Here is a 24,627-nt window from a genome sequence, read left to right as displayed (position 1 = left end):
CATGAAGAGGGGATTATAGTGGATCAACCGATTGGTGTTATAGATTCTGGAGTTGGTGGGCTAACGGTCGCCAGCGAGCTTATGCGGCAATTACCAAAGGAACGATTAATTTACATTGGAGATACATTAAGATGCCCATATGGTCCGAGATCAAAAGAAGAGGTTATTCAGTTTACTTGGGAAATGGTAGACTTTTTAATTGAAAAAAATATTAAAATGCTCGTTGTTGCATGTAATACAGCAACAGCTTTTACGCTTCAACAGTTACAGCAGAACTTAGACATTCCCGTAATCGGCGTCATCCAACCAGGCGCTAGAGCGGCTATTAAGGTGAGTGTCAATAATTGTATCGGTGTAATTGGGACAGAGGGTACCATTTCTAGTAGGGCATATCCGAATGCATTGAAAGGCATTAATTCTACTATTCGTGTTAACGATTTGGCTTGTCCTAGCTTCGTGCCAATGGTTGAGCAGGGAATCCTTCTTGGTGAAAAGGCTTTACAGGTAGTATCGGAAACACTTGAGCCAATGAAAAAGCATAATCATATAGATACTCTAATTCTTGGGTGTACGCATTATCCACTACTTCGTGATACTATACAAAAAGTAATGGGAGATCATATATCTATTATTTCATCGGGAGAAGAAACGGCTCGTGAAGTTAGTACAATTTTAGGTTATCATAAAAAACTATATCATGGAGATCGGAAAGCTAAGCACGAATTTTTTACAACAGGTCATTTACATGTTTTCAAAGAAATAGCTCAAACATGGTTAAATCAGCCTAATGCAATGATCCACACAGTTTCAATTGGGCAACAAACAGCAAGACGTTAAAGAGCACGCCTCCCAAAGTGGCGTGCTCTTTCTTGTTTATCGTACCGATGGGAATTTTTAATCTTTAAATGGTTTTAGGGTTTTAGACCCCCACCTCTAAGCGAAGCGTAGGTGGGAATTTCCAATCAGATGGAGTCGAGACTCCATCTGATTCCCCGATGTTTCAGCTTGCTGAAACGAGTTCGCTTTGTAAATTTTTTGAACGCACTTATAATATTTCCTTAAAAAAATGGATTCGATGGTCTAAATTTTTTATAAGCTCGTATATATAATAGTACAAACCATCGTAGGAGGGAATAGCATGAAGAAACGGGCATTATTGGGCAGTTTTTTAATAATAGGCTTGTTAATTGTTTTAACAGGCTGTGTATTCAAAGGAGAGCAATCTTTAACTGAGATGGATCCTCCTAAAGATGCGGATGCAACAAAAGAGGCTAATTATGTAGAAGATGTGGAAGATGTGAGTGAGGGTGCTGGAGCTGGTGATGAATCGTCTGAATCGTCAGCAGATAAACAGAATGGCGAAGAAAATGGAACGAATGAAACAGTTGAAAGACAACTTTACTTATTAGATTCAAACGGTATGGTTGTACCTCAAACGATAGCGTTACCTAAGGATGAATCAAAGGCAGTTGCTTCTCAAGTATTGGAATATTTAATTAAAGATGGGCCAGTAACAGAATTGTTGCCAAATGGCTTCTCAGCCGTATTACCGGCAGGAACACAGATACTTGGCTTAAATTTAAAAGAGGATGGTTCTTTGATTGTAGACGTTTCTAAAGAATTCAAGGAGTACCAACCAGAAAATGAACGCAAAATTCTAGAGTCTATGACATATACACTTACCCAGTTTGAAAATGTAGAAAAAATACAACTTCGAATAAACGGATATGACCAAACCGAAATGCCTGTTAATGGTACACCAATTGGGAAAGGATATTCTAGAGCAAATGGGATAAATATTTATGAAAAAGATACGGTTGATCTAATGGATAGTGAAGCAGTTACGCTTTACTATCCAGCACAACAAAATGATACATTCTACAACGTTCCAATCACTCAACACGTGAAGGCAGAAGGAGATATGTATCAATCGATTGTACAAGCACTTGTTGATGGGCCTTCATTTGAGTTGAATTTGCTAAATGTGTTTAATTCAGGTACATCATTATCACAAGAGCCAACATATAAGGATGGTGTAGTAGCATTAACGTTTAATGAGGCTGTGTTAAATAATGTGGATAAGGCTTCGATTTCTGACAAAGTAATGAAAACATTGGTCTTAACTCTTACAGATCAGCCAGGAGTAGAAGCAGTAGATGTAAAGGTTGAAAACATAGATCAAGTTTATAATGAAAATGGAGAAGCATATTCTGAGCCAGTGACTAGAGATACATTTGTACCAACAGGTGAGATGTAAAGGTTTAAGTAGGTAGAATTTAACAAAAAAAGTAGTAAAAAAACTTGGCTGCATAGCCAGGTTTTTTTACTGTTACAGATAATTTTGATTTAGAAATCGAAATAAGGTATTGATACTGGGTATGAAAATTTGACTAATGACCATATAATAAATGGATAGTTTCTAACTATGGTTGAAAATGTGTTACGATAATTGGGAAATGAAGAATCTGTTCAACACGCAATTAAAGGAGGACATTTGAAAGAAATGAGAAAAGATGAACGAAAAACGAATCAATTAAGGTCTATACATATGGAAACTGGGTATATCATGCATCCAGAGGGGTCAGTCCTCATAACGGTAGGAGGAACCAAAGTGATTTGTAATGCAAGTATAGAAGATCGTGTCCCCCCTTTTATGCGTGGATCGGGTAAAGGCTGGATAACTGCTGAATATGCAATGCTACCGCGGGCAACAGACCAACGAAATATTAGAGAGTCTTCTAAAGGTAAAGTATCTGGGAGAACAATGGAAATTCAACGATTGATTGGTAGGGCACTTCGGGCAGTTGTGGATCTTGATAAATTTGGTGAACGTACTGTATGGATCGATTGTGATGTGATCCAAGCTGATGGAGGTACAAGAACTGCTTCCATTACAGGTGCATTTGTTGCAATGACATTGGCTTTTGGAAAATTAATGGACACTAAAAATCTAAAAGAGATGCCGATTAAGGATTATCTTGCTGCAACGTCTGTTGGGGTTCTTCCTGATGGAACAGAAATTTTAGACCTAGCATATGAAGAAGATTCTAAGGCTCGTGTTGATATGAATATTGTGATGACTGGAAATGGTGAGTTTGTTGAAATTCAAGGAACAGGCGAAGAGGCTACCTTTTCATTCCCCCAACTCCAAAAAATGCTTGATCTCGCTAATGAAGGAATAAAAGAAATAATAGATCTCCAAAAAGATGTAATTGGAAAATGGGCACCATTAATTGACAAGAATATTCAAAAATATAACAACAATAACCGTGGTGAAACATTATGAAAAAAATCATGATTGCCACAAAAAATGAAGGGAAAGTAAAAGAGTTTAAACAACTGTTCCTTAAATATGGTGTGGATGTAATATCACTTCTTGATATGGAGGAAGATATCCCTGATGTTGAAGAAACAGGAACAACTTTTGAACAAAATGCCGCCCTAAAAGCAGAAACAATTTCTGCTGTATTAAATATACCAGTTATTGCAGATGATTCTGGATTAGAAATCCGTGCACTAGAGGGTCGGCCTGGAGTTTATTCTGCTCGATATGCGGGAACAAGTAAGAATGATAGAGCTAATTTAGATAAGGTGTTAACTGAATTAACTGGTGTTCCTGACGAAAATCGAATGGCAAGGTTTGTTTGTGTAATCGCTGTCGCACAACCAGGTAAATCAACGTTTACCAAGAGAGGGACATGTGAAGGGAAAATAGGATTACACCCTACAGGAAAGCACGGTTTTGGGTATGACCCTATCTTTATCCCAAATGAATATAATAGAACAATGGCACAACTTAGCGCAGATGAAAAAAATGCGATTAGTCATAGAAGAAATGCATTGTCCCAGCTGGAAGACTGGTTAAGACGAACCTAAAAGTACATGTTCAAAAAGTCGCCGAATTAGAAGCAAGCAGGTCGAGGCGGCGTAGTTTTGAGGAGCGCAGTGTAGACATAACCTACATGAGCACCGGAAAAACAAGCCAACGAAGAGATGCGCAGCTTATCATTTGGTGACTTTTTGAATAACCTCTAAAAAGGATGTTTTAAAAAACCTAAAGGAGGACAAACAGTGTCAAAGGTTTTAATAATGAGTGATAGTCATGGTCTTACAGATGACATAAATCGAATTCGTGAGCGACATGTGAACGAGGTAGATGGAATGATTCATTGTGGAGATTCAGAGTTAGATAATGATAGTGATGCGCTTTATGGCTTTCATGTTGTAGCTGGTAACTGTGATTTTGACCCTGCCTTTAAGAATGAAATCGTTTTTAACATGAACGACCGTCGATTTTTAGTGACGCATGGACATCTACATAATGTAAAAACAACCTTGATGTCGCTGTATGATCGTGCTGAACAATTGGGTGCGGCCATTGTATGTTATGGTCATACACATGCAGCAGGAACTGAACGTATCAAAGATTGTATTTTCATTAACCCGGGAAGTGTTCGGTTACCTAGAGGACGAAAAGAAAAAACATATGCAATCGCCTCTTGGAGTGATTCTCATACATTTACAGTTGATTACTTTACGACCAACGGTGAATCTGTAGAAGAGTTATCATTTCAAACAACATTCGAATAATTATTTTTAAAGTCACCCGTTCATTGTGTTATATTAAACGGGTGATTCTTTAGATGAACAATTTTTTTGCATGGACGGTATTGACAAGTGTGATTAAAGTAATTATAATAAAACTTGTCTGTTTGAAGAATAGAATTTACTAATCTTGTGCGGGTGTAGTTTAGTGACGAGCAATGCTTCCACCGAATGATCTACGAGTTGTTCCGAAGCATAGACACCCCTGAATAAGCTAGAGGATACAGGAACAGGGACTTATAAAGAACGTACGCTAGTGTTTGCTAATCTAATGCGGGTGTAGTTTAGTGGTAAAACCTCAGCCTTCCAAGCTGATGTCGAGGGTTCGATTCCCTTCACCCGCTCCATACAAAAAAACAATGTAATGTTTGAATTACATAATGTACTTTATGTCCCAGTAGCTCAGCAGGATAGAGCAACAGCCTTCTAAGCTGTGGGTCGCAGGTTCGAATCCTGCCTGGGACGCTAAACAAAAACGTCAAATCCTCAATAGATTTGGCGTTTTTTAATGTTTCTTTTTCCTGTTTTTTGATACAATGAATAGAATATAAATAGAATAAGGTTCTTCTATATTAGTCAGGAAGGGTGCCTATGCAACAGAACAATAATAATATCGTCATCTTCCCAGGATTAAAAAAATCGCTCAAAGAGGAAAGTTTACTGGCTCTCAAGGAAAAAAGGTATGAAGATGCATTAAGGAAGCTAGATCTACTGCTTTCCTATGATGTGAAAACATCCGAAATTTTAACTGGAAAAATTATTTGTTTGATGGAATTGGGTAATTACAGTGAAGCAGAAAATTTGTGTCAGGAACTTCTATTACATAAAGATCAACACTATTTTGAGTATCTACATATTTATTTCACTTTGTTGTTTCAAACGAGCCAATACGAAGAACTATCAGATAAATTAGAGGAAACGTTTAAGAATGAACAAATCCCTGAGCCAGTGAGAGGACAATTTTGGCAGCTTTATGAAATAACGAATAATTTGAAACACGAACAACAAGCGGAAAAAACAACGGTTTATATCCAAGAGCTACTAGATGCAATTGAAGCAAATAAACCAAAAGAACAATGGCGTTTAGTAACGAAATGTAGAAAATTAGAAGTGTTGCCACCAGTAGAAAAACTAAAAGTTCTATTAATAGAGAAGGACGTTCATCCAGTGGTGAAAACAGCAATTCTTCAATGGTTTGTTGAAAAAGAAGTCAGTGAGAATATAAAGATAGAGAAACTAAATCGACAAAAGATTGTCAAACCAATCCAACTAACGGATCTATCGAACCATAATACCGTTAAACAACTATTCTTTTTATTAAGCAATGTAGAACAAAAAAACCCAACACTTTTTGACTTGATGCAGCAGCTACTTAACCGCTATTTGTATGTTCTGTATCCCTTTACTCCAGAAGATGAGCACCTTCCGATCGTTGCTCAAGCATTAAACCAGTTAGGTAGTATGTATTTACATATGGAAACGACACCTATAGTACGATCACAACTAGATTCACAAAAAGTGAAGGTCTACATGGAAGAAATCGTGGCATTAGAAAAAGAATATTTTCTAATTTTAGAAGACTAGATTGCAAAAAAATTGACTGAAGATATATACACATCGTAAATTGTTGAAAGGACTAACGATTATGTTATAATAAGGTGGTTGTAAATCTAGTTCGCTTGTATGTTCTATTAAATAACGAATGTACGTCAAAATATGACATTGTGAAAATATAGTTGTTGGAGGGAAAAACATGTCAGCTAAATGGGAAAAAAAAGAAGGAAACGAAGGGATTTTAACGATTGAAGTAGAAGCGGAAGCATTTAATGAAGCGTTGGACAAAGCCTTTAAAAAGGTCGTAAAACAAGTTCAACTTCCAGGATTCAGAAAAGGAAAAATTCCTCGTAAAATTTTTGAGCAACGCTTTGGGGAAGAGTCCCTATACCAGGATGCAGTAGACCTTATTTTACCTGAGTCTTATACAAATGCGGTTCAAGAAACGGGTATTGAGCCTATTGAACAGCCTGAAGTGGACGTAGAACAGATTGAAAAAGGGAAGAATTTAATCTTTACGGCAAAGGTCAAGGTGAAGCCTGAGGCAACACTAGGCGAGTACAAAGGATTAGAAGTAGAGGAAGTAGACACGGAAATAACAGATGAAGATGTTGACCATGAACTAAACCATTTACGGGAGCATCAAGCAGAATTAGTCGTAAAAGAAGAAGGAACTGTTGAAGAAGGCGACACAGTTGTCATTGATTTTGAAGGATTTGTTGATGGTGAAGCATTCGAGGGTGGCAAAGCGGAGAACCATGAGCTTGAAATTGGATCTGGTTCCTTTATTCCAGGGTTTGAAGAACAACTTATTGGCAAGGCAACTGGCGAAGACGCTGAAATTGAGGTTACATTTCCTGAGGAATACCAAGCAGCAGAGCTTGCCGGTAAAGAAGCGACATTTAAAGTAAAGATACATGAGATAAAAGCTAAGGAACTACCTGAACTAGACGACGAATTTGCAAAAGATGTCGACGAAGAAGTGGAAACATTGGATGAATTGAAGAAAAAAACAAGAGAACGGTTAGAGGAAGAAAAAGCAAACGAAGCAGAAAATCAAAAAAGAGAAACACTTATTCAAAAAGCATCGGACAATACAGAGGTAGATATACCAGAGGTAATGGTAACAAATGAACTGGATCGTATGCTTAAAGAATTTGATCAACGCTTACAAATGCAAGGGATGACTTTGGATATGTATTATCAATTCTCTGGCACGGATGAGGCTGGTATGAAAGAGCAAATGAGAGAAGATGCAGGGAAACGTGTAAAAACAAGCCTAACATTGGAAGCAATAGCAAACACAGAAAACATCGAAGTTACCGAAGAGGATATAAATAAGGAATTAGAGTCAATGGCTAGTATGTACCAAACAGATGTTGATCAACTCAAACAAATGCTTGGTGGGAATGCAGATGCCATTAAGGAAGATTTGAAAATTAAAAAAGCGATCGATTTTTTAGTAGAGCACAGTAAAACAGCATAACGAATAAACAAGGCGCGAGTTATCTCGTGCCTTGTTTATCCTTTTACTACATATTACAAGAGGATGTTCAAATCAAAAAATGTTTGTCATCATTTCGGCACACATGTTATACATATACTGTAAGGATATAGGAACCTTAAAAAATGATTCATGGTTTTATTATGACGTGATTTGGCAACACTCTCATTGTAGGTTCCTTTATCAGCTTTATCCATAACAAGCTTGGAACATTTCGGGATGCTTGGGCGGGTGCGCATTTTTTATACATAATTTATGGCCATATGTCTCTTGACAATGAGATGTAAAATTTGGCATAATGTGTTTTACTTTTTAATCATATTGTTATCTGATATGATGAGCAAAGAAATATAATTTTTAATCTAATGATGTTACATGATCATAGATACTTTAACTTGAGGGGTGAAATGGATGTTTAAATTCAATGAAGAAAAGGGACAATTAAAATGTTCCTTCTGTGGAAAAAGTCAAGACCAAGTCCGTAAACTCGTCGCAGGACCTGGTGTTTATATATGTGATGAATGTATTGAACTTTGTACAGAAATAGTCGAGGAAGAGCTTGGAAATGAGGAAGAAGTAGAATTCAAGGAAATTCCTAAACCACATGAAATTTGTGATATTCTTAGTGACTATGTGATCGGACAGGAAAAAGCTAAGAAGAGTTTATCAGTAGCTGTTTATAATCACTACAAACGAATAAACTCAAGCAAAAATGCAGATGATGTTGAATTATCAAAAAGTAATATCGCGATGATTGGCCCAACTGGTAGCGGGAAAACATTACTTGCTCAAACGCTTGCTCGAATTTTAAATGTACCATTTGCAATAGCGGATGCAACGTCATTAACCGAAGCTGGTTATGTTGGGGAGGATGTAGAAAACATACTTCTTAAATTAATCCAAGCAGCTGAATACGATGTAGAAAAGGCCGAAAAAGGCATTATTTATATCGACGAAATTGATAAAGTAGCCCGTAAATCTGAGAACCCTTCGATCACTCGGGATGTTTCAGGTGAAGGTGTTCAACAAGCGTTGCTAAAAATATTAGAGGGTACAACTGCAAGTGTTCCTCCACAAGGTGGTAGAAAACATCCACATCAAGAATTTATCCAAATTGATACGACAAATATTCTATTTATTTGTGGCGGTGCGTTTGATGGAATTGAGCAAATTGTTAAGCGCCGTTTGGGTAAAAAAGTGATCGGCTTTGGTGCGGATGATGAGAAGCAAGATATGGATAAGGGACAGCTTTTACAAAAGGTGTTACCTGAAGACTTGCTTCGGTTTGGATTAATTCCTGAATTCATCGGTCGTTTACCAGTAATAGGAAGCCTTGAGCCGTTAGATGAAGATGCATTAGTGGAAATTTTAACAAAACCAAAGAATGCTTTGGTTAAGCAATACCAAAGACTATTTGAAATTGACAATGTAGAACTTGAAATGGAAGAAGAGGCATTGCGCGAAATTGCGAATAAAGCAATTGAAAGAAAAACAGGTGCTCGGGGTCTTCGCTCCATTATTGAAGGGATTATGTTGGACGTCATGTTTGAGCTGCCGTCTCGAGAAGACATAGAGAAATGCATCATTACGAAAGACACTGTATTATTGGAAAACGGTCGTCCCAAGCTCGTTTTAAAAGACGGAACTGTAACGGATGAAAATAAAGAATCACCTAAAGAGAGTGCCTAAATAGAACGAAGGCAAAGGGAGAGTATTCGATTCAATCGATGCTCTCCCTTTTTTAAGTACACAATTCTTAAAGAGGTTGTTCAAAAAGTCATCAAAGCGAACTCGTTTCAGCAAGCTGAAACATCGGGGAATCAGATGGAGTCTAGACTCCACCTGAATGGAAATTCCCACCTACGCTTCGCTTAGAGGTGGGGGTCTAAAACCCTAAAACCATTTAAAGATAAAAGCGACGTCTTTGCTTGCCAACGAAGCCCCGCTTTCTTTTCATGCGATTCAGAAAAACGACAATTATTACAATCATTTCACCATGTTTAACCATTTCATTTGCGGAGATACTAACAACTAACTTTGTTATTTGGAGGTACATCATGAATTTGGTTAGTGTTGTTGTAATGATCCAGCTTTTCTTTGGTATTGTAATTGGGTTATATTTTTGGAACCTTTTGAAAAACCAAAGATCAAATAAGGTAACAATCGAAAAGGAATCAAAGAAGGAATTAGAAGAGCTCCGAAAAATGCGCGACATATCGCTTTCTGCTCCGCTTTCTGAAAGGATTAGACCAAAAAAGTTATCTGAAATTGTCGGGCAAGAGGACGGAATTGAATCGTTAAGGGCAGCTATATGTGGTTCAAACCCCCAACACGTCATTATTTATGGACCACCAGGTGTAGGAAAAACCGCTGCTGCTCGTCTTGTGTTAGAAGAAGCAAAGACCTATTTAGAAACCCCGTTTCGCTATGATGCGCCTTTTGTTGAACTTGATGCAACGACGGCAAGATTTGATGAAAGAGGAATTGCAGATCCGCTAATTGGTTCTGTTCATGATCCAATTTACCAAGGAGCAGGAGCTATGGGGCAAGCAGGTATACCACAGCCGAAACGAGGAGCAGTCTCAAATGCACATGGTGGTATTCTATTTATTGATGAAATTGGAGAACTGCACCCGATTCAAATGAATAAGTTGTTGAAGGTTCTAGAGGATCGAAAAGTATTTTTAGAGAGTGCTTATTATAGTCAAGAAAATAACAACATTCCATTACATATACATGAAATTTTTTCGCGTGGTTTACCAGCAGACTTTAGGCTTGTCGGAGCAACAACGAGACAGCCTGAAGAAATTCCGCCAGCGATCCGATCGAGATGCTTGGAAATTTTCTTTCGTGAATTAGAACCAGAGGAAATAATGCAAGTAGCAACAAGAGCTTGTGAGAAGGTTCAATTCAAAGTGGAAGAAGCTGGTCTAAAGGTGCTTTCTAGTTATGCAAGAAATGGAAGGGAAGCTGTTAACATGATTCAAATTGCTGCTAGTGTCGCCAAGAAACAAGGTACCAACAAGATTCAAGCAGGAGAGATGGAATGGGTTGTGGATGCGAGTCGATTATCGCCAAGGATAAAACCAATGATTGTGCCAGAATATAGAATAGGGAAGGTAAATGGATTAGCCGTAACAGGACCAAATACAGGGCATTTACTTGAAATTGAGGTCTCTATTTTGCCGCGTTTGCGCAACGGTGAGATAACGATTACAGGTATTGCAGAGGAAGAAACAATTACGAGCTCCAACCGGTCTATTAAAAGAAAAAGTATGGCGCGCGGATCGATCCAAAATGTGATCACCATGTTACGATCTATAGGTGTCCCAGCACATGAATATGATATTCACCTTAATTTTCCAGGTGGAATTCCCGTTGATGGACCTTCAGCAGGGCTAGCGATGGCACTAGGTATTTACTCTAGTGTTCAAAAAGTTCCTCTAGATTACCAAACAGCTGTTACTGGTGAAATGAGTATTCATGGAGAAGTTAGACCGGTTGGAGGAATAATAACCAAAATCAAGGCAGCTAAACAAGCTGGTGCTAAGCAGGTGATCATCCCAAAAGAAAATTATCAGTCCATTTGTGATCGTATTCATGATATTAAAATTGTACCAGTTGGGTCATTCAAGGAAGCCCTACCGTATATCCTTATCCAAAAGAAAAAGTGGTTGCAGGAGAAACGAGAGGAGACCGCCAAGAAGAAGACCATACAATAGTCGTTTGATTTTACAATAGAACCACTTTTCTTTATACTATCAGAAAGCAGAAGCTTTTTCGTTCTTTTGCTATTTTGTGGTGGGATAATATGTGATAACTCAGAAGAAATAGGGATACAAATGGCTGTTTAATTTCTGAAAATAACAGCGTATGCTTGTGCTAATTTTCTCAAGCAGTTTTGACTTATTGCATGTACATCATATGAAATTGCGTTTTATAAATCGGAGGTGCTTGTAGTGACAGAACCAAACAAAATACAGATTCCCCTCCTTCCACTTCGAGGATTAATTGTTTTCCCATCGATGGTCATTCACTTGGATGTAGGTCGTGACAAATCGGTAAATGCCTTAGAAAAAGCAATGATGGATGATCACATAATTTTTCTAGCAGCCCAAAAAGTAGTTGATTTGGACGAGCCAGAACCAAAGGATATTTATCGTATTGGTACAATGGCAAAGGTGAAGCAGATGTTAAAGCTTCCAAATGGGACAATACGCGTGCTGGTGGAAGGGTTATATCGTGGGGAGATTATTCAATATATTGAAAACGATGATCAGTTTTTAGTAGAGGTTGAAGAATTTGAAGAAATCCATGGAGGCCAAAATGAAGAAGAAGCGCTTATGAGAGCGCTCATAGAACAGTTTGAGACCTACATAAAAATTTCAAAAAAAGTAAGTCAGGAAACATTGGCCACTGTTATAGATATAGATGACTCGGGTAGGCTTGCTGATATTATTGCTTCACACCTTACTTTAAAGCTGAAAGACAAGCAAGAATTGTTAGAAATAGAAGATGTTAAAAAGCGCCTTCAACGGTTAATCAAATTGATTTCGAATGAAAAAGAAGTGCTTGATTTAGAGAAAAAAATCGGCCAACGTGTCAAACACTCGATGGAAAAAACCCAAAAAGAATATTATTTAAGAGAACAGATGAAGGCAATTCAAAAAGAACTGGGCGACAAAGATGGGAAGTCAGGGGAAGTTGCGCAACTTAAAGAAAAAATTGAACAATCTGACATGCCTGAACGGATCATTAAAGTTGCTTCAAAAGAATTGGATCGGTATGAAAAGGTTCCTCAAAGCTCAGCCGAAAGTTCTGTAATTCGAAATTACATTGACTGGTTACTTGCCTTGCCTTGGACAAAAGAAACGGAAGACAATTTAGATATTAACCATGCAGAAAAAATTCTAGATGAGGATCACTATGGACTGGAAAAAGTGAAGGAAAGAGTGCTTGAATATTTGGCTGTTCAACAGCTAACACAATCATTAAAAGGACCAATCCTTTGTCTTGTTGGACCACCAGGTGTCGGAAAAACATCGTTGGCAAAATCGATCGCTCGTTCCATAAACCGAAATTTCGTTCGAATTTCACTTGGGGGGGTTCGTGATGAAGCGGAAATACGGGGGCATCGCAGAACATATGTAGGAGCGATGCCAGGTAGGATTATTCAGGGGATGAAAAAAGCCGAAACGGTAAACCCTGTATTCTTATTAGATGAGATTGATAAGATGGCAAGCGATTTTAGAGGCGATCCATCAGCAGCAATGCTTGAAGTATTGGATCCAGAGCAAAATAGTAATTTTAGTGATCATTTCATTGAAGAAACGTATGATTTATCGGATGTTATGTTTATTGCAACAGCAAACAATTTGGGATCTATCCCAGGTCCATTATTAGATAGGACGGAAGTTATTTATATTCCAGGATATACCGAAGTAGAGAAACTACACATTGCTAAAGAACATTTACTGACAAAACAAATAAAAGAAAATGGGTTAACAAAAGCACAGCTTCAAGTACGAGATGAAGCATTAATAAAGCTCATTCGCACGTATACAAGAGAAGCTGGTGTTCGTAACTTAGAAAGAACACTTGCATCTGTATGTAGGAAGGCAGCAAAAATAATCGTATCAGAAAATAAAAAACGTGTCGTCGTAACAGAGAAACAGTTAGAAACCTTGCTAGGCAAACCAAAATTTCGTTATGGTATGATGGAACAAGAGGATCAAGTTGGAGCGGCTACAGGACTTGCTTATACAACTGCAGGTGGAGATATCCTCTCGATTGAAGTATCTCTATATCCTGGTAAGGGGAAATTAACACTAACGGGTAAACTTGGCGATGTAATGAAAGAATCTGCTCAAGCTGCATTTAGTTATATTCGTTCTAGAGCAAATGAGCTACGCATTGATCCAGACTTTCATGAAAAAAATGATATTCATATTCATGTTCCAGAGGGAGGAACACCAAAGGATGGACCATCTGCGGGGATTACAATGGCAACTGCATTGGTTTCTGCACTAACAGGACGACCAGTCAAAAAAGAAGTAGGAATGACAGGGGAAATAACGCTTCGTGGTAGAGTTCTTCCAATTGGTGGGTTAAAGGAAAAATCTCTAAGTGCGCATCGTGCGGGAATTTCCACGGTGATCATACCCGCTGACAATGAAAAGGATTTAGAGGAAATTCCTGATAGTGTTCGAAACGAATTAAAGTTTATTCCTGTTCACCATTTGGATGAAGTTTTAGAACAAGCATTAGCGGAGGAGAAACATGAAAGTTAACCAAGCAGAAATAGTTATTAGTGCGGTTTCCAAAAAACAATATCCAAATGACAGGCTTCCTGAAATTGCTTTAGCTGGAAGATCAAACGTCGGGAAATCCTCGTTTATTAATAAAATGATTCAGCGCAAAAGTCTTGCACGAACCTCTTCTAAACCTGGTAAAACACAGACTCTCAACTTTTACAAAATTAACGAAACTTTCTATTTTGTGGATGTTCCAGGATATGGGTATGCGAAAGTTTCGAAAAAAGAGCGGGAAGCATGGGGGAGAATGATCGAAGAATATTTAGTAGAACGTGAGAATTTAAGAGCAACAGCTTTAGTCGTTGACATTAGGCATGAACCAACTGTAGATGATGTAAAAATGTATCATTTTTTAAAACATCATGATCTCCGTGTATTGGTGATCGCAACAAAGCTAGATAAGATTCCAAAAGGAAAAAGAACGAAGCATATTCAACGAGTGATTCAGACCCTTGACTTAGATCAAGATGATACCGTTATTCCTTTCTCAAGCGAAACTGGAGAAGGAAAGGATCATGCTTGGAAAACACTGCAACTCTATCTTAAATGAAACAAATCACCAAAAGCTTGGTACAAAACCAAGCTTTTTGGTATGTATGCAACTATTTATTTTTTACGTACAAACATATATAAACCTAGACCTATGACGATAATAGGCCAAAAATCTTCAGCAAATTGAAAGAATCTATTTAGCCACTTCATCCAAATAGGCTCGTTTGGTGTAAGAATGACAAATAAGCCGATTCCTAGAAACAAAAGACCAGAAAATAAACCCGATTTCGTTTTTTGGAAGCGAACGAAATATGCAATTGCAATAATAATAAAGTACATTCCCCAATCATCAATCCAAAACGAATAATAGGTAAGTCCGTGGAAATGAATACCGATTCCTAATACAATTACTCCAGTGAATAAGTTTTTGTAATCATTGGTAATATAACTATGTAAGAGTAATGCTATACCCAAAATGATTAAAATAGTGGGCCAGGAATAAAAATTGAAAAAAAGTGGGAGCTGTAATTGTTTTAAAAGGAAAAAAGCACCTATTCCGACAAGTACAAAACCAGTAAACGTATGCTGTTTTTTCATGTAATCCTCTCCGTAAATTATAATTATTATTTGTTAATATCAATTTCTTGATTGTGGGTTGACCGTATGATAAAGTACATATTGTTATGAATAGAATCGATTTATACCTTGTTTCATCCTATCATACTGTTTCAAAATGTGTTCACATTTTTTGTGAAACATAGTAATTACTCATGTTATAATAAATAATGTATGGTAAAAAAGTAGGGGTAAAAGTTTGTTGGGGGTAGATAAATGTGCATATTTTAGTTGTAGGACTTAATTATAGAACGACCCCTGTTGAAATTCGGGAGAAGCTTACCTTTCAGGAACAAGATTTGTCCCAAGCAATGCAGGAGCTTAATAATCAAAAAAGTGTTTTGGAAAATGTCATTTTATCCACATGCAATCGTACGGAAATATATGCGGTTGTGGACCAAATTCACACTGGTAGGTATTATATTAAACAATTTCTTATGAACTGGTTTGGTGTGGACAAAGACACTTTTTCATCCTATTTAACAATATATGAAGGAGATCATGCGCTAGAGCATCTGTTTAAAGTAACGTGTGGTCTAGATTCCATGATTCTTGGCGAAACGCAAATATTAGGCCAAATGAAACAATCCTTCTTACTGGCACAAGAAGCTGGTACAACAGGAACCATATATAATCAATTGTTTAAACAGGTAATTACGTTAGCGAAACGAGCTCATAAAGAAACAGACATAGGGGCAAACGCTGTATCTGTTAGTTACGCTGCAGTTGAATTAGCGAAAAAAATATTTGGGGATTTAATGAACAAGCATGTTGTCATTCTAGGTGCTGGGAAAATGGGGGAGCTTGCAGCAAAAAACCTCCAAGGATCTGGTGTCAAAAAAGTAACAGTAATCAATCGCACGTATGCTAAAGCAAAGCTTTTGGCAACGGAATTTAACGGACAAGCAAAAACGATGGACAACCTGACAGAAACGTTAAAAGACGCAGATATTCTTATCAGTTCAACTGCATCAACCGAATATGTGTTAACGAAAAAATTACTAGAACCTGTGCAAAAGCAACGTAAAGGTCGACCGTTATTTCTAGTAGATATTGCCGTTCCAAGGGATTTTGATCCATCTATTGGTGAATTAGATAGCGTTTTTCTTTATGATATTGATGATCTACAAGGGATCGTTGACGCGAATTTAGAGTCAAGAAAAGAAACAGCGGAAGCAATAGAGTTGATGATTGAAGCAGAGATCGTTCAATTTGCTGATTGGCTAAACACTATTGGTGTTGTTCCTATTATTTCTGCTTTGCGATCGAAAGCGTCATCCATTCAGACGGAAACGATGAGAAGTATTGAACGTAAAATGCCTAACTTGACGGATAGAGAGCGAAAGGTATTAAATAAACATACGAAAAGCATTGTGAATCAAATGTTAAAACAGCCGATTTTGCAGGCGAAAGAGCTTGCAACTGACAAAGACGCAAATAAATCATTACAGTTATTTACTCAAATTTTTGGAATTGAAGATGAAGTGCAGCATGAAATAGACAAACAGGAAAAAAACAATAAAATGGTACAAACTCATCACACTGGGGAGGAAGACTACCTTTCCTTTAAAAATGTTTCCATGAATTCCTAAAGGGCATCTGTTCAAAAAGGAACAAAGCAGACTCAATCCAAGGAAAGTCAACAAAATTGGTCGTGGGCATGCAGATTTTATCTAGTGACTTATTGAACATCCTCTAGAAATACGTTCAATAAGGTAACAATATCTTAGGTCCAATTTTGCAGGTGTGAAATGTTAGAATAACGAAAGGATTTCCTGTATGGTGGAAACGAAGTGGCTATTTGAAATTATCCTGATGATTTATGGAATAAGTGTAATGAGCTATTTCATTGATTTTATACAACATAACCGGAAGGCAAATCAAATAGCCTTCTGGTTGCTTTCTATGGTTTGGATTTTGCAAACCTTTTTTTTATTATATCAAGTATTTGTCACATCAAATTTCCCTGTTTTAACGCTCTCTGATAGTTTATACGTTTATGCATGGATTTTAGTAACTTTTTCACTTTTTATTAATCGTTTCTTTCGGATTGACTTTTTAGTGTTTTTTACGAATTTGCTTGGATTTTTTGTTATGCTACTTCATGTTATGTTAGCTGCAAATAATGAATTAACGGAACAGGGAATACGCTTGGTAAGTGAAATTTTAATTGCGCACATTACGTTAGCTCTCATTTCTTATGGGTTTCTTACTTTTTCATTTATTCTTTCGTTGATGTACTTAGTTCAATATAAACTACTAAAAGAGAAAAAAGGGTATAAATGGTTAGTACGATTAGGTGATTTAGAAAAACTTGATTATTATTCCTTTGTCGTGATTTTGCTAGGAGTTCCTATGTTACTTTTGTCCGTTATCTTAGGGGTTGTTTGGGGGTATACTTCAGACGCCGAATTCTACTGGTACGATTTTAAAACAATAGGATCCTTTGTTGTATTAGTTGTGTACTTTATTTATTTATTTCTTCGAGTAATAAAACGGTATCAGGGAAGATCCATTTCATTATTTAATACGGCTGCTTTCTTATTTTTGTTAGTTAATTTCTTTTTGTTTGAATCATTGTCCAAATTCCATTTTTAAAAGGACTAAATCTCTAAGAAGGAGGTACAGCACATGCGAAAAATTATTGTTGGATCGCGTAAAAGTAACTTAGCATTAACCCAAACGGAATGGGTCATAGAACAATTAAAAAAAGCTGGTGCTCCATATGAATTTGAACTTAAAAAAATCGTCACAAAAGGGGATAAGATTTTAGATGTTACCCTATCCAAGGTGGGCGGTAAAGGTCTGTTTGTCAAAGAAATTGAACAAGCAATGTTTGATAAGGAGATCGATATGGCAGTTCATAGTATGAAGGACATGCCTGCTGTTTTACCTGATGGTTTGGTAATAGCATCCATTCCAGAGCGAGAAGATCACCGAGATGCATTCATTTCAAATGATCATGTACGATTGCATGAGCTTCCTGCTGGTTCCGTTGTCGGAACGAGTAGTTTAAGAAGAGCAGCACAAATTTTGGCTGTTCGACCTGATTTAGAAATTAAATCGATCCGAGGTAACATAGAAACGCGATTACGAAAGTTAAAGGAAGAAAATTTTGATGCCATTGTCCTTGCCGCTGCAGGTTTAAGCCGGATGGGCTGGAAAGGAGATATCGTAACAGAATTTCTTTCGTCAGAACAATGTGTCCCGGCCGTTGGACAAGGGGCGTTGGCAATTGAGTGTAGGGAATTAGACGAAGAACTCCGTAATTTACTTGAGAAAATCAAAAATGAGTATACGACAAAAACGGTGACCGCAGAACGTACATTCTTACACCTGCTTGAAGGCGGTTGTCAAATTCCGATCGCAGGCTATGCTTATTTGGAAGAGGAAGAAGTTGTCCTTACTGCGTTAGTTGCCACTTCTGATGGAAAAACAGTATTGAAAGAAGTGGTCAAGGGAACAGATCCAGTTGCCGTTGGGAAAGAGGCAGCCGAGCGTATGAAAAAACGAGGTGCTCAGGAAATTGTGGACGACGTAAAAGAGGAGTTAGATCAATAATGCATCCTCTAGAGGGTAAGAAAGTCCTTGTAACTCGTAGTAAAGAGCAAGCGAAGGATTTTGTTACACAACTAGAGAGGGTTGGTGCTATTCCGATAGTAACACCTCTTTTGACCTTTCAGTTACAGCTCTCTGAAGCGAATCAAGATATACTTCATAGACTACAGAATTTCACGTGGATCTTGTTTACCAGTTCCAATGGCGTGCAGTTTTTTTTTGAATCATTAAAGCACTATGATCTTTTGGATCAGATCCCCAATGCTATCCAATTCGGTGTCGTTGGACATAAAACAAAGCAAGTACTACATAGTCATGGATTTAAGGCTGACTTTGTCCCTCATACTTTTAATGGGGAGACATTCATACATGCATTTTTAGAGTCATATGGAAAAAACGAGCGTGTCCTTGTCGTTAGAGGGAATCAATCACTTCATACGATTCCGTCTATGTTACAGAAATTTCATGTTTCGTTTGAAAGTATAGAAGTGTATCAAACAATTCCAAATATAGAATACAAGGAAGACATAGTCGATTACATTAAAAGCGGTGACATCGATGCATATAGCTTTACAAGCCCTTCAACAGTTGAAACATTTGACATGCTTACCAATCACATTCCAAATATTGTTTCCTTGATTAAAGCAGATAAGCTTTGTGTTTGTATAGGGACAACAACTGCTGACAAAGCAATGGAAAAAGGATTCAAGAATATATGTACACCAAAACATCGATTTACAATGGAGGGAATGGTAGACGCGTTGGTTCAGTATTATAAGGAAGAAAGGAAATGGTGATGTATGTGCGAACATGCTTTTAAAAGACACCGGAGGCTAAGGGCTTCAAATAACATGAGAGCATTGGTTAGGGAAACACAGCTATCCAAGGATGATCTAATTTATCCAATATTTGTAGTCGAAGGGAGCACCGTAAAAAACGAGGTCTCGTCAATGCCAGGTGTGTTTCAAGTTTCCTTAGATTACCTTACAGAAGAAATGAAGGAGCTTGTTCGGCTTGGTATTCGCTCCGTCATTTTGTTTGGAGTACCTCAAGAAAAAGACGAGGTTGGATCACAAGCATATGAAAGTACAGGGATTGTTCAACAGGCATTGCGCCAGTTAAAGCACGAAGTACCTGAACTAACGTTAATTGCAGACACATGCCTTTGTGAGTATACTTCTCATGGACATTGTGGTGTTATTCATGACAACGATGTCGAAAATGATGCCTCACTTGATTTATTAGTTCAAACAGCAATTAGCCAAGCAGAAGCGGGTGCAGATATTATTGCACCTTCCAATATGATGGATGGATTTGTGAAAGCAATTCGGACAGGACTTGACGAAGCAGGTTTTATAAATATACCGATTATGTCTTATGCCGTTAAATATGCTTCTGCCTTTTATGGTCCTTTTCGAGACGCAGCGGGTAGTACACCGCAATTTGGTGATCGCAAAACATATCAAATGGATCCAGCGAATCGACGTGAGGCTTTGAGAGAAGCTAACTCTGATGTCGAGGAGGGTGCCGATTTTCTGATCGTGAAACCAGCATTGTCTTACTTAGATATTGTACGAGAGGTCAAGGATCAATTTAACGTACCAGTTGTTGCTTACAATGTTAGTGGAGAATATGCAATGGTAAAGGCTGCTGCTGCAAATGGTTGGATAGATGAGAAACAGCTTGTCTTAGAAAAATTAACATCAATGAAACGTGCTGGTGCTGACATCATTATCACCTATTTTGCAAAAGACGTAGCTCAATGGCTTAATGAATAGGAGGTTTAAGTAGAGATGGGAAAAGAATTTAATCGGTCGATTGATGCGTATAAAGAAGCAGTCGACATAATGCCAGGTGGGGTCAATTCACCTGTAAGAGCGTTTAAGTCAGTTGGAATGAATCCAATTTTTATGGAAAGTGGCAAGGGTTCTAAAATATACGACATAGATGGAAATGCATACATTGATTATGTTTTAAGTTGGGGGCCATTAATCTTAGGGCATGCCGATGATCGTGTAGTAGAGTCGCTTAAAAAAGTCGTTGAAAAAGGAACAAGCTTTGGTGCACCAACTGAAATAGAGAATAAACTTGCACAGCTTGTCATTGATCGTGTTCCTTCTATTGAGATGGTTCGTATGGTGAACTCCGGTACAGAGGCTACAATGAGTGCCTTAAGGCTAGCAAGAGGGTTTACTGGACGCAATAAAATCTTGAAATTTGAAGGAAATTATCATGGCCATGGTGACTCTCTATTAATTAAAGCTGGGTCTGGAGTTGCTACACTGGGTCTACCAGATAGTCCTGGTGTCCCTGAGTCTGTTGCCAAACACACGATTACAGTACCTTACAATGACATGGAAAGTGTACGCTATGCATTTGAACAATATGGTGATGATTTAGCTGCGGTAATCGTTGAACCTGTATCAGGTAACATGGGCGTTGTTCCTCCCGTTCAAAACTTCCTGCAAGAACTGAGGCAAATGACGACTGAGAATGAAACCTTACTTATTTTTGATGAAGTTATGACGGGGTTTCGTGTCGGTTATAATGGTGCACAAGGGTATTACAAGGTAACCCCCGACTTAACCTGTTTAGGAAAAGTTATTGGTGGTGGGCTACCTGTTGGAGCATATGGTGGTAAAAAAGAAATAATGGAAATGATTGCCCCAATTGGAGATATTTATCAAGCAGGAACACTCTCAGGCAATCCACTTGCCATGACAGCTGGGTATGAAACATTGTCAGCGTTAGATGAAAAAACATACGAACTTTTGAATGAAAAGATTGATCACCTTGAAGAGGGATATAAACAAGCTGCACTTGAATTTAATGTTCCATTAAATATAAATCGAGCAGGATCGATGATTGGATTCTTCTTTACGAACCAAGGGGTAATCAACTATGATACAGCAAAAACATCAAATTTGGATCACTTTGCATCCTATTATCGCTCCATGATAGAAGCCGGTATATTTCTACCACCATCACAATTTGAAGGGCTATTTCTTTCAACTGCACATTCGGATGAAGATATTGAAAAGACTATTACAGCAGCCCATCATGCCTTTTCAAAAATAAAATAATATAAAACAGATCAAAAGCGACAATGGACACGGCTCCTTGTCGCTTTTTTGTGTGTTTTTATGAATATATACCTTCATGTACTCATATATCTGAAATGAGGCAAACGTTCAGTAATTGGTAAGTGATTTTGAAGGGAGGAGTTTGTATTGACATATGAAGACCCGTCCGTTTTTACGTTTGAATTAGATGAGTCATTATGGTTTAAAAAAGGACAGGAAGTCGACGAACTTATGGGGGTTTCATTAGAACCTGAAATTTCGATACAGGAATTCAATGACTACGTACAAATTCGTGGGGTCATCGAGCTTAAGGGGGAATATTTTCAAGTTAAAGAAGATTTAAATGAGGAAGAAGAACAGGTTCTTTCGCTAAGAGACTACCCCTCAAAACGACTAGTAGAACGAGTGGAAAGCTATGAAGATGGGGTAAACGAGTTTTTTCACAGATTCCCAGTGGAAATTTCTGTTCCGCAATATCGAGTCCATTCACTGGAGGATGTCATGGTTGGAATTGAAACATTTGACTATGAATTACCGGAAAGAAGCCAGCTGAAATTATCTGCCACAGTCGCGATCCACGGCGTAAGAGATGAAGAGACTGCTCTTGAATCAAGTCGAGAAGAAAACCAACCAAACGTGGAAGAAGATCTAGATCAGGATGTACCTTTCGATGATGAAACCATTGATTTTGAGTTCAAAGAGGAAGTTCCATTAGATGTTCCCGAAAATGAATTAACGGAAGGGCCGTTGGATACTCCCGAACTAGAGGAACCTGCTAAAAAGAAAGAAAAAAACAAGTGGAAAAACAAAAAGACTCAGTCATTTGCAGAATTTTTCGGTAAGAACTCTGAAAAAAAACTGGTAGATGATATTGTGGAACCCTTCAATCAGGATGAAAGTGACATCTTCAATGACTCTCCTGTATTAACATTTGAAGAACAAGGAGGAGAAGTTGAAGAAGATCAAGTACCGGAGCGCGAGGAAGAAAAAACAAATCAGGATGCAAGCTACTTGTTAAATATTTTCGATAATAAGAAAGAACAAGAACGTTATGCAAAAATGAAAATGTGCATTGTCCAAGATAGCGACACGCTGATTTCTATTGCAGAGAGATATGATGTTTCACCACTTCAAATTACGAAGTCCAATAAATTGGAAGAGGATGACGTTTTGGAAGGACAAATATTATATATACCAATAAAAGAAAAATGATTTATAGACAAGAACAAGCTTCCAAATACAAATCCCTTGCCACAATGTGACAAGGGATTTTATGTCCTAATTACTTTTTTATGTGAAAACAGATTATAAGGAGCGTGAATGGATGCTAGATCCTATTCGTAAAATTTTACAGGAGTATCATGTTGAACATTTTGACTATGCAAAATTAACAAATCGTACTTACAAAATTGATACCTATCAAACATCCTATGTGTTAAAAAAATCGAGGCTAACACCAAAATCACTGCCAATGTGGAACAGGGTGTATCAATTAGCCGCACAAGAGAGTCTTGCCTCTGTTTTACCTGTATACATGACAAGAAGAAGAGAGAGTTACGTCTCATATAACAATGAAATATACTACCTTTCCCCATGGAAGGAAAAGGGGGACAAACAAGATCAAACAGATGGGATTAAATCATTATATGAAACGCTTGGATCCATCCATTATAAAACAAAACAAAGGCAAGAAGTTTGGACAGAAGACATCGAGCAAAAAATTACTCATGATAAAAATAGGGTGAAAATGTATCAGGATACACTAATAAAGTGCGTAGAAGCATATGAAAAACGACATTACATGTCCCCATTTGAGCTTCGGATTTGTATGCAATATCGTGATATACAAAAGGTTTTGTCTGAGCTTGATAACTGGTATGATTGTTATCTTGAGGATTTTCAAGATGAGCCGACTGTTTATCATTCTTTATGCCACGGAAATTTAACAAATCAACATGTAATCCAGCATACCGAGCGCACGTATTTTATAAATTGGGAAAAAGCATTTATTGGTAGTCCAGTACATGATCTATCTATCTATTTTTTTCATACACTCTCCTACCATGACAATCCAATAGAACAACTAGCCACTTCTTTTTCAGTCTATCAAAATCAAAACCCATTGCTTCAAAAAGAAATAAGTCTTCTTGCTATTTCGCTCTTGCAACCCCATTCCTATTTTCAAATATTGGAACGTTATAGCGAGAAAAAGTCGGATAAAGCACAGCCGTTTCAACTCAAGTCGTTAGAGCAATGTTTTCGTCGTCTCTTAAACGGCCTTCATCTCCAAGAAGTACTTTATGATCTAAGAGATGAAACAAAAGAACAAGAAATAGAAGAGTGAACTGTTAAATCCACTTCAAGTAAAAGAGAAAAAATAATCCAATGCAAAGACCAGATAAAAATATATCAAAGGTAGTTGGCCAAATGAGTGTACGAATGAGCTGGAATACCATGATTGGTAGCGATGCTCTTTCGATAACAATAAGCCAATATCGGCACCAAGGTGGCAGTCTATACCGGTAAAAACGAGACAAAACCCTTCACTCCTTTTCTTTAGTATAAGTGCGTGTTCATTTGAACATCCTCTATAAATACGGTTTTCTACCCTTTTCATGTATCCTATGTGGTATGACTTGTATTTAGTGATGAAAAAGTACAAATAACAAAAAAAAGTTGACTTATTCCATTGTTTTTGGATAAAATAACTCATATAAATAATAAAAGCGTTGAAAGGGAAGAGTACAAGGCTTAACCCTAAAGAGAGGGAAATCAATTTGCTGGAAGATTTCCTAGGATCATGCTTTGGAAGGTCGCCCTGGATGCTGTTTCTCTGAATCGATAGTAAGAGAAACCGGTTAAGAGCCGTTAATAATTGTGAGTGTGCAGACATTACGTCTTG

General features: G+C 37.6%; 20 protein-coding genes, 2 tRNA genes and 1 other annotated feature (1 of these 23 only partly in view). Of the genes, 21 read left to right on the top strand and 1 reads right to left on the bottom strand.

Going from position 1 to position 24,627, the window contains the following annotated elements; all coding sequences use genetic code 11:
- The first annotated feature begins 18 nt into the window (after window positions 1-18).
- From racE to yihA, 13 genes are all read left to right on the top strand, one after another.
- Complete coding sequence (gene racE / locus NC797_RS05295; protein WP_272435704.1) at window positions 19-837, top strand: glutamate racemase; 819 nt, start codon at window positions 19-21, stop codon at window positions 835-837.
- A gap of 301 nt (window positions 838-1,138) precedes the next feature.
- On the top strand, window positions 1,139-2,257 hold the full coding sequence (locus NC797_RS05290; RefSeq protein ID WP_272435703.1) for a GerMN domain-containing protein: 1,119 nt from the start codon (window positions 1,139-1,141) through the stop codon (window positions 2,255-2,257).
- 246 nt (window positions 2,258-2,503) lie between these two features.
- On the top strand, window positions 2,504-3,286 hold the full coding sequence (rph, locus tag NC797_RS05285) for a ribonuclease PH (protein WP_272435702.1): 783 nt from the start codon (window positions 2,504-2,506) through the stop codon (window positions 3,284-3,286).
- Window positions 3,283-3,876, top strand: coding sequence for an XTP/dITP diphosphatase (locus NC797_RS05280; RefSeq protein ID WP_272435700.1), 594 nt, complete (start codon window positions 3,283-3,285; stop codon window positions 3,874-3,876). The genes rph and NC797_RS05280 overlap by 4 nt, the downstream gene beginning before the upstream one ends.
- A 195-nt stretch (window positions 3,877-4,071) precedes the next feature.
- Complete coding sequence (locus tag NC797_RS05275; RefSeq protein WP_272435698.1) at window positions 4,072-4,590, top strand: metallophosphoesterase; 519 nt, start codon at window positions 4,072-4,074, stop codon at window positions 4,588-4,590.
- A 288-nt stretch (window positions 4,591-4,878) separates the two neighbouring features.
- Window positions 4,879-4,952: transfer RNA gene (locus NC797_RS05270), tRNA-Gly, on the top strand.
- 44 nt (window positions 4,953-4,996) lie between these two features.
- A tRNA-Arg gene (locus tag NC797_RS05265) sits at window positions 4,997-5,070 on the top strand.
- 126 nt (window positions 5,071-5,196) lie between these two features.
- Window positions 5,197-6,189 carry a tetratricopeptide repeat protein gene (locus tag NC797_RS05260; RefSeq protein WP_272435697.1) on the top strand — a complete coding sequence of 331 codons (993 nt, stop codon included), beginning with the start codon at window positions 5,197-5,199 and terminating at the stop codon, window positions 6,187-6,189.
- A gap of 169 nt (window positions 6,190-6,358) precedes the next feature.
- A complete protein-coding gene (gene tig / locus NC797_RS05255) occupies window positions 6,359-7,645 on the top strand; it encodes a trigger factor (RefSeq protein WP_272435695.1) in 1,287 nt (428 codons plus the stop codon).
- Between the two features lie 429 nt (window positions 7,646-8,074).
- Entirely contained in the window at window positions 8,075-9,352 is a 1,278-nt protein-coding gene (gene clpX / locus NC797_RS05250) for an ATP-dependent protease ATP-binding subunit ClpX (RefSeq protein ID WP_272435694.1), read from the top strand.
- A gap of 368 nt (window positions 9,353-9,720) precedes the next feature.
- Window positions 9,721-11,385, top strand: coding sequence for an ATP-dependent protease LonB (gene lonB / locus NC797_RS05245; protein WP_272435693.1), 1,665 nt, complete (start codon window positions 9,721-9,723; stop codon window positions 11,383-11,385).
- 303 nt (window positions 11,386-11,688) lie between these two features.
- Window positions 11,689-13,953 (top strand): endopeptidase La, encoded by a 2,265-nt coding sequence (lon, locus tag NC797_RS05240; protein WP_417168685.1) that lies wholly within the window; start codon window positions 11,689-11,691, stop codon window positions 13,951-13,953.
- Entirely contained in the window at window positions 13,943-14,527 is a 585-nt protein-coding gene (gene yihA, locus NC797_RS05235; protein WP_272435691.1) for a ribosome biogenesis GTP-binding protein YihA/YsxC, read from the top strand. Before lon ends, yihA begins: the two co-directional genes overlap by 11 nt.
- A 56-nt stretch (window positions 14,528-14,583) precedes the next feature.
- On the opposite strand, the gene NC797_RS05230 is transcribed toward yihA, so the two are convergent.
- Window positions 14,584-15,066: a LiaI-LiaF-like domain-containing protein gene (locus NC797_RS05230; protein WP_272435690.1), complete on the bottom strand. Its 483-nt coding sequence runs from the start codon at window positions 15,064-15,066 to the stop codon at window positions 14,584-14,586.
- 236 nt (window positions 15,067-15,302) lie between these two features.
- Here NC797_RS05230 and hemA point away from each other — a divergent pair, with 236 nt between their 5' ends.
- From hemA to NC797_RS05190, 8 genes are all read left to right on the top strand, one after another.
- Complete coding sequence (hemA, locus tag NC797_RS05225; RefSeq protein ID WP_272435689.1) at window positions 15,303-16,676, top strand: glutamyl-tRNA reductase; 1,374 nt, start codon at window positions 15,303-15,305, stop codon at window positions 16,674-16,676.
- A gap of 187 nt (window positions 16,677-16,863) precedes the next feature.
- Window positions 16,864-17,682: a cytochrome c biogenesis protein gene (locus tag NC797_RS05220; protein WP_272435688.1), complete on the top strand. Its 819-nt coding sequence runs from the start codon at window positions 16,864-16,866 to the stop codon at window positions 17,680-17,682.
- A 33-nt stretch (window positions 17,683-17,715) separates the two neighbouring features.
- Window positions 17,716-18,645 carry a hydroxymethylbilane synthase gene (gene hemC / locus NC797_RS05215; RefSeq protein WP_272435687.1) on the top strand — a complete coding sequence of 310 codons (930 nt, stop codon included), beginning with the start codon at window positions 17,716-17,718 and terminating at the stop codon, window positions 18,643-18,645.
- Entirely contained in the window at window positions 18,645-19,439 is a 795-nt protein-coding gene (locus NC797_RS05210; protein ID WP_272435686.1) for a uroporphyrinogen-III synthase, read from the top strand. The genes hemC and NC797_RS05210 overlap by 1 nt, the downstream gene beginning before the upstream one ends.
- Before the next feature lie 3 nt (window positions 19,440-19,442).
- Window positions 19,443-20,420: a porphobilinogen synthase gene (hemB, locus tag NC797_RS05205; RefSeq protein WP_272435685.1), complete on the top strand. Its 978-nt coding sequence runs from the start codon at window positions 19,443-19,445 to the stop codon at window positions 20,418-20,420.
- Window positions 20,421-20,435: 15 nt separating this feature from the next.
- The gene (gene hemL / locus NC797_RS05200; RefSeq protein ID WP_272435684.1) at window positions 20,436-21,725 is read left to right on the top strand and encodes a glutamate-1-semialdehyde 2,1-aminomutase; all 1,290 of its coding nucleotides are present in this window, start codon (window positions 20,436-20,438) and stop codon (window positions 21,723-21,725) included.
- Window positions 21,726-21,872: 147 nt separating this feature from the next.
- Window positions 21,873-22,937: a stage VI sporulation protein D gene (gene spoVID, locus NC797_RS05195; RefSeq protein WP_272435683.1), complete on the top strand. Its 1,065-nt coding sequence runs from the start codon at window positions 21,873-21,875 to the stop codon at window positions 22,935-22,937.
- Window positions 22,938-23,049: 112 nt separating this feature from the next.
- Entirely contained in the window at window positions 23,050-24,069 is a 1,020-nt protein-coding gene (locus NC797_RS05190) for a phosphotransferase (RefSeq protein WP_272435682.1), read from the top strand.
- 376 nt (window positions 24,070-24,445) lie between these two features.
- Window positions 24,446-24,627, top strand: a binding site (T-box leader); it runs 41 nt beyond the window's last position.

This window comes from Terrihalobacillus insolitus (assembly GCF_028416575.1).
Classification (GTDB): Bacteria; Bacillota; Bacilli; order Bacillales; family Amphibacillaceae; genus Terrihalobacillus; species Terrihalobacillus insolitus.
This window is presented reverse-complemented; position numbering and strand designations above follow the sequence as displayed.